Annotated in this window: 10 protein-coding genes; 1 reads left to right on the top strand and 9 read right to left on the bottom strand. The window is 39.5% G+C overall.

The window, feature by feature from the left end:
• Window positions 1-2: 2 nt before the first annotated feature.
• The 7 genes from purL to WDA22_06355 are packed head-to-tail and all read right to left on the bottom strand — an operon-like array spanning window position 3 to window position 8306.
• Window positions 3-2240, bottom strand: a complete 2238-nt coding sequence (purL, locus tag WDA22_06385; GenBank protein MFA5833087.1) for a phosphoribosylformylglycinamidine synthase subunit PurL — start codon at window positions 2238-2240, stop codon at window positions 3-5.
• Between the two features lie 2 nt (window positions 2241-2242).
• On the bottom strand, window positions 2243-2740 hold the full coding sequence (locus WDA22_06380; protein ID MFA5833086.1) for a biotin/lipoyl-containing protein: 498 nt from the start codon (window positions 2738-2740) through the stop codon (window positions 2243-2245).
• Entirely contained in the window at window positions 2733-4223 is a 1491-nt protein-coding gene (locus WDA22_06375; protein ID MFA5833085.1) for an acetyl-CoA carboxylase biotin carboxylase subunit, read from the bottom strand. The genes WDA22_06380 and WDA22_06375 overlap by 8 nt, the downstream gene beginning before the upstream one ends.
• A 5-nt stretch (window positions 4224-4228) precedes the next feature.
• Window positions 4229-6598 carry an endonuclease MutS2 gene (locus tag WDA22_06370; GenBank protein MFA5833084.1) on the bottom strand — a complete coding sequence of 790 codons (2370 nt, stop codon included), beginning with the start codon at window positions 6596-6598 and terminating at the stop codon, window positions 4229-4231.
• A gap of 6 nt (window positions 6599-6604) precedes the next feature.
• Window positions 6605-7144 carry a CvpA family protein gene (locus WDA22_06365; protein MFA5833083.1) on the bottom strand — a complete coding sequence of 180 codons (540 nt, stop codon included), beginning with the start codon at window positions 7142-7144 and terminating at the stop codon, window positions 6605-6607.
• Between the two features lie 2 nt (window positions 7145-7146).
• Entirely contained in the window at window positions 7147-7584 is a 438-nt protein-coding gene (locus WDA22_06360) for a GatB/YqeY domain-containing protein (protein ID MFA5833082.1), read from the bottom strand.
• A gap of 2 nt (window positions 7585-7586) precedes the next feature.
• A complete protein-coding gene (locus WDA22_06355) occupies window positions 7587-8306 on the bottom strand; it encodes an SDR family NAD(P)-dependent oxidoreductase (GenBank protein MFA5833081.1) in 720 nt (239 codons plus the stop codon).
• A gap of 123 nt (window positions 8307-8429) precedes the next feature.
• On the opposite strand from WDA22_06355, the gene bshC reads away from it, so the two are divergent.
• Entirely contained in the window at window positions 8430-10070 is a 1641-nt protein-coding gene (gene bshC / locus WDA22_06350) for a bacillithiol biosynthesis cysteine-adding enzyme BshC (protein ID MFA5833080.1), read from the top strand.
• A 73-nt stretch (window positions 10071-10143) separates the two neighbouring features.
• On the opposite strand, the gene ugpC is transcribed toward bshC, so the two are convergent.
• Together ugpC and aroA are read right to left on the bottom strand one after the other, a co-directional pair.
• The gene (gene ugpC, locus WDA22_06345; GenBank protein ID MFA5833079.1) at window positions 10144-11232 is read right to left on the bottom strand and encodes a sn-glycerol-3-phosphate ABC transporter ATP-binding protein UgpC; all 1089 of its coding nucleotides are present in this window, start codon (window positions 11230-11232) and stop codon (window positions 10144-10146) included.
• A gap of 9 nt (window positions 11233-11241) precedes the next feature.
• On the bottom strand, window positions 11242-12525 hold the full coding sequence (gene aroA, locus WDA22_06340) for a 3-phosphoshikimate 1-carboxyvinyltransferase (protein MFA5833078.1): 1284 nt from the start codon (window positions 12523-12525) through the stop codon (window positions 11242-11244).
• Window positions 12526-12564 lie beyond the last annotated feature (39 nt).

Below are 12564 nucleotides of genomic sequence, written 5' to 3'. Positions count from 1 at the left end.
TCTTAATTACCACTGACTTTTTTATGAAGAACGTTAAAATACAGATCATCTGCCTTTTTCATATCAATACTGACTGTGTCATTAACATTTGCAATGTTCTTTGAAGTTACGATGCCAATCTTTAATACGGGAACAGTATGTTGTGCGCAGATTGATTTGATTTTGGCTTCTTGAGATGCATCGGCAGAAATAATAATTCGGGATTGCTCTTCACCAAAAAGAATATTATGAAGTGAAAGACCTTGCAACGGAAGATTGAGATCAAATCCAAATTTCTGTTTTCCAACGATCGCACTTTCGATGAGAGATACAATCAATCCTCCGTCCGAAATATCGTGTGCCGATGCAACTAATCCTTCCTGAATAAGCTTTAGAGCACATTCCTGCAGTTTCACTTCAAATGCCAGATCAAAATATGGAGCATCGCCGACGGTCAATCCATGTTCCAGCACTAGATACTCACTGCCAGAAAGATCTCCGCGATTAGTACCAAGCAGATAGATCGCGTCGCCAGATTTTTTAAAGTATGATGTTGTAACGTGCGATTCGTTTTCAATAACTCCAAGCATCCCAATGGTCGGTGTCGGAAATACTGCTGCCTGAGCACTTTCATTATAAAAGCTTACGTTGCCGCCGGTGACAGGAGTTTCCAACGCGTTACATGCATCGCTGATTCCAAGGATCGCTTCTTTGAATTGCCAATACACTTCAGGTTTGTATGGATTACCGAAATTTAAACAATTCGTTATCGCTATCGGTTTTCCTCCCGTACAAACAACATTTCGTCCGGATTCTGCGACAGCGATCGCTGCACCTTTACGCGGATTTAAATATACATAACGACTATTGCAATCTGTTTTCATTGCAAGAAGTTTTTCCGATTTTTTTATTCGGACAACAGCAGCATCTGATCCCGGAAGCACAACGGTATTCGTCCGAACCATTGAATCGTACTGTTCATACACCCAACGCTTACTGGCAATATTTGGAGACAGTAAAAGTTTATAGATAGATTCCGAAATATCTTTTGGTGTTGATAATGAATTGAAATCGAACGAACGAGTTTGTTTAAGATACTCCGGTTCCTTTGTCTCTCGAATATATACCGGAGCACCACCACCAAGCACGCACGTCTCAGCAGGAACTTCAGCTTTCAATGTCCCTTGTTGGAAAATACGAACCATACCGTCGTCCGTAACTTTTCCAATGGTCACACAATGCAGATCCCATTTTTTAAAAATATCGATGATTGCATTTTCATTTTCCGGTTTAGCAACAATCAGCATCCGTTCTTGAGATTCCGAAAGCATAATTTCATATGCCGTCATCTTTGTTTCGCGAGTCGGAACGAGATCCAAATTAATATCCATGCCGCTGTTTCCTTTGGCGCTCATTTCGGTGGACGAACAAGTGATACCTGCGGCGCCCATATCCTGAATTCCAACGACAAGTCCTGCATGTATTACTTCTAACGTTGCTTCAAGCAAAAGTTTTTCTGTAAATGGATCACCTACTTGTACCGAAGGACGTTTTGCTTCGGATGCTTCTGAAATCTCTTCCGATGCGAATGTAGCACCATGAATGCCGTCCCTTCCCGTTGCAGAGCCGACGATCATCACCACATTCCCTTTTCCTTTTGCAATCGCCGACGCTACGTTTCCGTGTTCAACAATTCCGACTGACATGGCATTCACAAGAGGATTGGTTTGATAGCACGGATCGAAAAATACTTCACCGGCTACAGTCGGAACTCCAAAACTATTTCCGTAATCCCCAATGCCTTTCACTACGCCTTTCAGTAAATGTTTTGTTTGCTTATCATCGATATCACCAAAACGCAGAGAGTTTAATCCTGCGATTGGACGGGCACCCATCGTAAATATATCACGCATGATTCCACCGACACCGGTGGCGGCTCCTTGATACGGTTCGACTGCTGAAGGATGATTATGACTTTCAATTTTGAATGCGACAGCCAGTCCCCCGCCAATATCAACCAGGCCGGCATTTTCCTCACCGGCACCTACAAGCAGGCGTTTTCCGGAACGCGGGAGTGTCTTGAGTTGAGCGATAGAGTTTTTATAGCTGCAATGTTCGCTCCACATTACAGAATAAATTCCTAGTTCAGTATATGTCGGTGTTCGACCAAGGATGATTAATACTTTCTGATATTCCTCTTCCGTAAGTCCATGTTGAAGCGCAAGTTCATTAGTAACAATCGGTTCTTGAATTGATTTCATAGTTATTCTATCGTAAATAAATTATCGTTTTTTTCTACAGGTTGTTTTTCTTTAACAAAGATTTTTTTTAAAATCCCTGATTTGGTGGATTTAATTTCATTCTCCATTTTCATCGCTTCAATCACAAGAATTCCCTCACTTAAATTAACCTGCGATCCTTCTTTTTTCAGCAGTTTTGTGATCAAACCAGGCATTGGTGCTCGAAGAGTAATAGTGCTGATAGTAGATTGCGCCTCTTTCTGTAGTTGTTTTGTGAGCTTATCTCTCAATGTTTCACGTTGGATTTCAAAAATAAAATTATTCACTGTTGCCGTATATGAATTCTTTGTTCGTGAAAGGAAAAGATGGTATGATTTTCCATCTACAAGAACACTGAATTCACCTTCAGAGATTTTCATAACATCTGCCGGAACAACATTACCCTGAGTATTTACAAGAATCCCTCGAGTTTCATCATAGGAAAACGAGTATTCTGCAATATTTATGGTTGTGTTATTCATTACGGAATTGCTGTTTCCATTGTGAATGTTTTTCGGAGCCGGCCGACTCTACTATATTTTTTCCAAAATTACTATTTTGCGAAACGAACGCAGAAGTTATTGCAATACTTTCCTTCATATCCAGTACGCTATCTGGTGCTAAGTAATATTTTGCTACAAAATTAATATCATACATTCCATTGACAAACTCTGGATGAAAAAGTACCATTTCACAGAATGGAATTGTCGTCTTCACACCATTGATTTTATATTCCCGAAGAGCTCTTTTCATTTTTTCAATGGCCTCTGAACGTGTCTTTCCGTGAGCAACTAATTTCGCTATCATCGGATCATAAAACATTGTAATTTCTGAACCAGCTCGAATGCCGGAATCATTCCGCACTCCTAATCCTTCACTTGGTTGATAATGTGTAATTATTCCGGTGGATGGGAGGAAATTATTATCATATTCCTCGGCATAAATTCGAACTTCAATCGCATGCCCATTGATGCGAACTTCATCTTGAGTCAAGGATAGTTTTTCTCCTTGAGCAATGCGAATCTGTTCTTTGATAATATCAATTCCATACACCATTTCTGTAATCGGGTGTTCTACTTGAATTCGAGTATTTACTTCAAGAAAATAGAAATGCTTGTCAGCATCAAGCAGAAACTCCATCGTTCCTGCATTGACATATCCAACTGTTTTAGCTATTTCAACTGCTGTTTGACCCATTGCAGCACGTAATTCAGGGGTTACGGCAGTGCTTGGACACTCTTCAACAACTTTTTGGTGTCGTCGTTGAACTGAACACTCTCGTTCACCTAGATGAATGACATTTCCATGCATATCAGCGAGGATTTGAATTTCAATGTGTTTTGGATTGATGATATATTTTTCAATGTAAACACGATCGTCAGAAAATGCTTTTGAAGCTTCATTCTGCGCGCGCTCAATGGCATTGGCGAGTTCATCCGCAGAATCGACACGTCGCATTCCTTTGCCTCCTCCACCTCCGGATGCTTTAATCAAAACAGGAAAACCGATACTAGTTGCAACATCAATTGCCTCTTCTAAATTCTTGATCGGTTTGGTAGTTCCGGGAACGATTGGAATATTTTTCTTTACCAATAAATCTCTTGCGGAAGTTTTGCTCCCTAAAAGTTCTATAGTCTCAGATCGTGGACCGATAAAAATAAGACCCGCATTGGTTACAGATTTAGCAAAAATTTCCTTTTCAGACAGAAATCCATATCCAGGATGAATGGCATCAACCTGAGCATTTTTGGCTATTGTCAGAATTTTTTCTATTTGAAGGTATGTTTCTGCTGAAGTAATTCCATGTAACGGGTATGCTTCGTCGCACAACAAGACATGTGGAGCAGTTCTATCTGGGTCAGAATATATTGCTACGGTTTGAATGCCCATTTCCTTCGCCGAACGGTGAATTCGTACGGCAATCTCGCCGCGATTAGCAATCAATATTTTCTTAATTTTTTTCATTGTAATTACTGAGCAATTTCTACTACCGTCACTCCTGCACCACCTTCAAACCGTTCGCCAAATCGATGGCTTTTTACCCTTGAATCATTTTCCAAGAATGCTTGGATTCGTTTTCGTAATGCACCCGTTCCATGACCATGAATAATATCGACACGGTGTAAACCTGCAAGGATGGCATCGTCAACAAATTTATCCACGATCTCTACCGCTTCATCACCATATAACCCTCTAATATCTACTTCAGTCAAGTATTGTTTATCTGATGTAAAAGAAGAAGTTACATCGATTCTTCTTGCCTCCTTTTTAGAAACAGTTTTGATATTCGATATGTGAACTTTTGCCTTAATTGAGTTGAATGCAACTTGAAGGTTTCCATTTTTATCAGGCAATGTCAAGACTGTCCCCGTTTGTCCTCCAGACCTCAAAACAACTAAGTCATTCAACTTTATATCCAAATGTACATCTGAATCAGCAGAAATTGTATTGGTTATTTCTTTTTCCAATACTTCAATTTCTTTTTCCAACTCCGCTATTTGATTTTTTCCCTTTCGAATTGCTTCACGGTCAGCTTGTTGAGTCTTAATTTCACGAACAGTATTTTCCACAGTCGACGATGCGCGATCAATGATCAATTTTGCTTCTTCTACAGCTTTGCGTTTTACTTCTCTGACTTCCTTATTTAAATCAAGTAATTTACTTTCATAGGATAGTGATAACTCTTTGTATTTCTTACTATCAGTGTCAGCAGTTGAAAGTTTTTGCTCTAACAATTGTGAACGATTCTCTAACTCTAATATCAATTGTTCTAACTTAGCTTTTTGTTCCCCAAGCATACTTTTAGCATTGGAAATGATCGCTTCACTTACACCTAAACGTTCTGCAATTTCAAGAGCATAACTACTTCCTGGCAACCCAACCTTAAATCGATACGTTGGGATCAACGTTTCTTGGTCAAATTCCATTGCCCCATTTTCCATCCCTTGTGCATTATGAACAAACGCTTTTAAGGATGCTTGGTGAGAGGTTGCAACCGTTAATGCACCTGCTGAAGTTAAATGTTCTATGACTGCGGCTGCAATAGCTCCCCCTTCTGTCGGATCTGTATTGGAACCGATCTCGTCAATAAGAACTAATGATGTATCGTCTGCTTGCTCTGTGATCTTTTTGATCTGCAATACTTGAGAGCTATATGTGCTTAAATCATTTTCTATTGATTGATTATCTCCCATGAGCACAAAAATTTTCTTGAAGATCGGAAATTCAGAATCGGGCGAGACCGGAACATGAATACCCGATTGGACCATTAAAGAAAGTATGCCAAGGGCTTTTAATGCAACGGTTTTCCCGCCGGCATTTGGGCCTGTTATCAAAAGTGTTGTAAACGAGTTGCCAACTTCTATTCCCAACGGGATGATACTGTTTCGTTCATGACGAAGGAGAAGAATGGGATGATATCCTTGAATAATTACCAGTGAACCATTCTCTTTTAGAAAAGGTTTATTTCCTTTGATTTCAATAGAGTATCGAGCTTTTGCATAACACAAATCTATATGTGTTAAAATATTTATAGTCTCTCTGATTTCAGAAACAACCTGAAATATTTGACGCGTCAATTCGCGAAGTATCCTTTCTACCTCTCTCTTTTCCTTAAAGAATAATTCCGTAATCTCATTATTATAGGTCAACGTTTCCGAAGGTTCGATAAAAACTGTTTGTCCAGACGAAGAAGCACTATGAATAAAACCGGGAAACTTATTTTTTAACTCTGCTTTGATGGGAATAACCATACGGCCATCTCTCGTTGTGACTATCTCATCCCTAACCATACCTTGTTCGGCGGTAGCGCGTAAGATTTTTTCGAGAGCCTTCCGAATTGCACTCTGCTTATCAGAAATGGATTGGCGAATAGATCGAAGTTCTTTACTCGCGGAATCTTTGACTTCAGCGTTACTATCTATTGCTTGATTTATGTTGAATTCAATTTCCTTAAAGATTGATATAGAAGAGGTTAAGAGATTTAGCTGACTCAAATACACTTTTCTCTTTTCGATAAACGATTTGATGTTTCTGCCGGCTTGAAGTGTTGACGCAATGTTTAAGAGTTCTCTGGTTGAAAGGACATTGTTCTCGATGGTTGATTGTTGAAGCGATAATCGAATATCCTTAATTCCGTCTACGGGAAAGGCTCCCTCGCCTTCCAGAACACGTTTCATTTCTGAAACTCTGTTATGCTCAAGGGAGATAGATTCTAGGTCAGAAATTGGTTCAATGGATTCTGCGGCTTCTTTGCCGAGTTCAGAAGAGGCGTAAAACTGGATTCGATGAAGTATTTTTTGGAGATCTAATTTATCAGCTGCTGCGTCAAACTGACTCATATATTGTTATTTCTTCTCCATCTTTTTCTTCTCGTCGGAGGCGAAATTGAGAATTTCGTAATAGAAATCCTTTGATTCGGGAAGAAAAGTATTCACCTGATCGAATACCATCGGAGCAAAATTCTTAATCGGTTTATATAAATCGGATGAAGTACGTGTTTCCGTGGATGGGAGTCCGAGAAAAATACTTAATACGATCAAAGTAATGCTGATGGCAATTGTCCCTTCGAATAGTCCCATAAAAATACCGAGGATTTTATTCCACATAGCATCAAACATTTCCTTGAACATAATCTTATAAATTAGCGACTGCGCAAATGTAATCGCCAAAACAATTAAAATAAAAGAAAGAACGAATCCTGTACTACCGGTGATGCCAATCTCAGCAAAGACCAATTCGTTCACATCAGTGGAAAATTTTGCACCTGCTATAAGAGCAACCACGAGGCAAATAATACCAACGATTTTTTTAACAAATCCGTTTTTAAATCCTGATATCATAAATCCTATCAGTATCATTCCGATAACAATGTCGATAAAGGTCATAATTATGCTATTTTTTGTTTGACAATTTCGTTAATAATTTTTCCTTCCAGCTTCCCTTTTAACTCTTTCATCACAAGGGGCATCACTTTGCTTAATTCTTTTGAACCAGCTTCAGAAATAATTTTCGAAATAACAGTTTCAGCTTCTTCCTTGCTCATTTGTTTTGGAAGATATTCCTGCACGATCTCAATCTCTTTTGCTTCCTTGTCTGCCAGATCTTTTCTGTTTGCTTTTTCATACATCTCAATTGAATCTTTCCGCTTTTTCACTGCGGAAAGTAGTATTTTCATATCGTCGTCGGCGTTCATCTCTCGTCCAGCTCCGCTCTTTTCGAATTCCAATACTTGAGCTCGAAGCATGCGCAGTGTATCTGTCTTTAACTTGTCACCGGATTTCATTGAAGTAGTTAAATCCTGCATAAGCTTTTCTTTTAATCCCATACCTATACCTTACCGTACATTTGAATAACTTGTCCATTAATCGCAACGCCAGCGTCAGAGCAAAGATGATCGATCATTTCTGCTATTTGAAGAGGAGTTACCCATTTTTTAAAATCCGCTTCTGTTCCCCAAGTCTTATTTTCTTCCGTCAATATGATGCTTGGTGCAATGGCATTGACGGTAATATTTCCGAATTCTTTTACTTCTTCTGCAACAGTTTTTGTCAGTGCAATAACACCAGCTTTTGCGACTCCATATCCTCCCCTTTTTGCTTCGGGAGCTATCGCCGGCATTGCGGCAATATTGATGATTCTTCCAAATCCGTTATTCTTCATCTCTTGAATCACTTCTCTCACCATCAAGAAACATGAGAGGAGATTCAGTTCCATCATTTTGTTCCATTCATCCAATGTTATTTCGTCAATGAATTTTTTTTTGTTCACTCCACCGACGAGATTACATAGAATGTCTATCTTTCCAATGCGCAAATGTATTTCTTGGTAAAACTTCTTTACGGAATCTTCGGAAGTGACATCAACGTTAATTCCTTCCATCTGTAAATATCTTTTTTGTAAAGCCGTCACAACATCTACAGATTTTTTACTTCCTGTATGAGTCGCAATAACTCTGGCTCCTGATTCTAATAACCGTTCGACGACAACTTTACCCAATCCACCAGTTCCTCCGGTAACGATCGCTATTTTTCCTGAAAGTTTCGTCATTTTGCTCTAGCAATATATTATAACATTCTGCTAAAATCAATGCACACAATGAATAGTCTGTTCATTGATTATGGTGTGAATTGAACGTATATTTATCAAATTTTTAACACAATTTAGGCAGTTATGGAATTAATCAATTATCGGCATCTTTCAGACCGTGAGGCGGTGACTAATCTCTTTGCGGATTACAATTCAAATTTTGACAAGGTTGCAAAGTATTACTCCGGTAATTTTCAGGATAAAAAATCATGGGAAAAAACGATTCATTCAATTCAAAAGAATCGATATGAGCGACAGTTGCTCCATCGAGTGTTGAATGATCAGAATCGTGAATTTCACGGTGGAATTAAGACACTCGCAAATATTGATCTGATAGGAAACGATAATACCTTAGCTGTGGTGACAGGCCAGCAATTAGGGATTTTTACAGGACCTTTATATACGATCTACAAGGCAATCACTGCCGTTAGACTTGCAGAAAAACTGGCGGTAGATTTTCCCGAGTATAACTTTGTCCCGATATTTTGGCTGGAAGGTGAAGATCATGATTTTGCTGAGATCAATAAAGTAAAATATATCAACTCATCCAATGAACTTTCTTTTGCAGAATATTTGGTTGGAGGAAAACCGTTAGAAAAAAATATCGGTGCTACCGGAAACATTGTTTTTGATGAATACATCGACAATTTTTTTGCAGCTCTTGATTCGACAATGCCGAAATCAAATTTCTCTCCAGCGTTATTTGAAATGCTGCGAGGATACTATAAACAAGGCAATACATTTCTGAAGGCATTCACAGGGTTCTTCAATCATGTGTATGAAGATTCGGGATTAATTTTTATCAATGCTAACAATCCCGAATTGAAAAAAATAGTGTCAAAAATATTTGTCAACGAAATTAATTCCAATTCAGAATCATCCAAACTGGTGATACAGAAAAGCGTAGAGCTGGAAGAGCATTATCACGCACAGATAAAAGCTAAAGCACTGAATCTCTTTATGCTCCATAAAGGAGGAAGACATTTAATTGAACCGTCAGACAGTGGAGATTATTATCTGAAAAATCTGCGTCAACGATTTACCAAAGAAGAATTACTGGCCATTGCAGAAAACACTCCAGAACTGCTTTCACCCAATGTAGTAACGCGTTCCTTGTGTCAAGACACACTCCTTCCGACCGTTGCATATGTTGGCGGACCGGGCGAGATTGCCTATTTTGCTCAATTAAAATCAGTCTATGAGTACTTTCAAGTCACAATGCCTATCATTTATCCACGCGCTAGTGTTACATTGATGGAAGAAAAAATTCAGAAAGTGCTTGAGAAATATTCTTTGGATCTGGAAGAAATGTTTGGCGATGTGGATGGCGTATTAAGAAAAGTATCTGAACAGGTTTCCGAAGTAAAAGTTGACGGACTGTTTGAAATTCTCAATACCAGAATTACCGAAGCATTGAATGAAGCGCGGTTTGGCATTCAGCAGATAGACCAGACGCTGAATGGAACAATCGACGGAACAATTGGAAAATTTCAGCAACAGTTGGATGTACTGAAACAAAAAACGCAGAAAGCTCAACAACAAAAAGAAGAAATCTCGTTGAAGCAAATTACAAAAGCGGCGTTGAACATTTTCCCCGATGGAAATTTTCAGGAACGGGAATTCAGTGTGATCCATTATCTCAACAAATATGGACCTGACTTTGTGAAGTGGGTTTCAAATGAAATAGCGATAGATAAATTTCAACATCAAGTGATAACATTGTAATCTTACCAACACTGCTGAAACAACAAAGCCGTCCAAAAATAACTGGACGGCTTTGTTGTGAGATCTAAAAATATTATCGAATGACATTTTCCGTTGTTTTATCAAAGAAATGCGCCTTACTCATATCAAACGTAAAGTCCTTTTTATCCCCTGCCTGAATATCGACGGGAGTCATTCTGGCAACCAGTTGAGAGACACCGCAGGTAATATATGCGAAGATCTCATTTCCCATCGGTTCTACCACTTCAATATTTGCTGTGATCCGTGAAGACTTCGTTTTTTCTGCAGAAACGTGTTCAGGACGGATACCTAACCATAATTCTTTTCCAATGTATGGTTCAAGAAGCTTCTGCTTATCTTTTGGAATGTCGACAGAGAGTGTTGTTCCCTTTTCCAAAAACTTCATGCCGCTTTCTTTTTGGAGAGATCCGTCAATAAAATTCATTGCGGGGCTTCCAATAAATCCTGCGACAAATTTATTCGTCGGCTTGTTGTAGAGGTTTAATGGAGTATCGATTTGCATCACGTAGCCATCCTTCATCACAACAATTCTGTCTCCCATCGTCATCGCTTCGGTTTGATCGTGTGTTACATAAATCATTGTTGCATCGAGCCGTTGATGAAGCTTGGAGATCTCCGTTCGCATTTGAACACGCATCTTCGCGTCAAGATTCGAAAGTGGTTCGTCGAATAAGAACACTTTCGGCTTACGAACAATTGCGCGACCGACTGCAACACGTTGGCGTTGACCACCTGAAAGCGCTTTTGGTTTTCGGTCCAGATATTCTTCTATGCTGAGGATTTTCGCCGCTTCATGTACACGTTTATCAATCTCTTCTTTAGGAAATTTGCGTAATTTTAAACCGAACGCCATATTCTCATACACGCTCATGTGAGGATAAAGAGCGTAGTTTTGAAATACCATAGCGATATCTCTATCTTTCGGCGGAACATCGTTAACTACTTTCCCATCGATGGTTATTGTACCGCTGGATATATCTTCTAATCCCGCAATCATTCTTAGTGTGGTAGATTTGCCGCAGCCTGAAGGACCAACGAGAACGACAAATTCTTTATCGTGGACTTCAATGGAAACGCCCTTGACTGCTACGACGCCGCCTTCATATTCCTTTTTAATGGTATCCAGTTTTACGTTAGCCACAAGAAACTCCTATCGTTGAAGTGAGTGAACCGTTTCCCAAAATGTCGGGAATGAAATTGAAACACATTCTGCATTGATGATCTTTGATTCTTTTTTCAGTGCAAGACTCGCAATTCCAAAGGCCATTGCTATTCTATGATCATCAAAACTATCAAATTCAGAAGAAAGTAAATCCTTTTTTGAATCAAAAGCAAACCCGTCCTGATGCTCCTGCACATCGATTCCCATTTTACGAAGGTTAAAACAGACAGCAGCAATGCGATCAGTTTCCTTATTTCTCAGATCGTGAGCGTCTCGTACTTCGAAAGTTCCGCTTGCAAATGCAGCGGCGATGGAAAGAATCGGAATTTCATCGATGAGATTGGGAATAATTTCACCGTTCAAAATGAAATCTGTTTTCAATGAAGAAGATTTCACAACAAGATCCCCTAATGGTTCACCGCCAACAATTCTTTCATTTTCAATAGAAATATTACCACCCATCTGTCGCAAAATTTTCAGAAAACCGATTCGCGAAGGATTCAATCCAACGTTCGATATCATGATCTCGGAATTTGGAACGATTAAAGCTGCAACGATAAAAAATGCTGCGGAAGAGGGATCTCCGGGAACAGCAAATGGTCGAGCGTGAAACATTGTTCCCCCTTTAATGGAGATAAATGTTTTTCCATCTTTATGCTCAGGAACTAAATTTAACATCCTTTCAGTATGATCGCGAGAAGGTTCATGTTCGATCACCCGTGTAGTACCATCAGCAAACAATCCAGCAAACAGCACTGCGGACTTCACTTGCGCGCTCGCTATCGGAAGTTCATAATCAATTGCCTTGAGTTTTTCAACCGGGTGAATGGTAAGAGGTGCGGTAAATTTATCGGTTGCAGAGATCTTTGCTCCCATTTTCATCAGTGGATCGATGATTCTTTTCATCGGACGTTTAACGAGATATTGATCCCCGGATATTTGTGTTGAGAATTTTTGTCCTGCTAAGATTCCAGACATGAGCCGAATGGTTGTGCCAGAATTTCCCGCATCAAGCATTGAAGCGGATTGTTTCAAACCATGCAGACCTTTGCCATGGATAAACAATTTCTCCCCTTCAAATGAATGATTAATTCCCAACGATTGAAAGCATGAAATAGTGCTTAATGGATCTGCCGCGTTAAGAAAGCCAGTGATTTCTGTAACGCCTTCTGCAAGCGCGCCGATCATCACGGAACGATGAGAGATTGATTTATCACCGGGAACAGAAATTGTTCCCTGTAAGGATGTTGCTTGTGAAACTATCTTATCCATGTCCTATAATAAAAAAATCCCCGACGCATGTCGGGGATG

The organism is Bacteroidota bacterium (genome assembly GCA_041658205.1).
In the GTDB taxonomy this organism is placed as follows: domain Bacteria; phylum Bacteroidota; class Ignavibacteria; order UBA10030; family UBA8401; genus UBA8401.
Note: the sequence above shows the minus strand (reverse complement) of the source record. Positions and strands in the feature narration are given on the sequence as shown.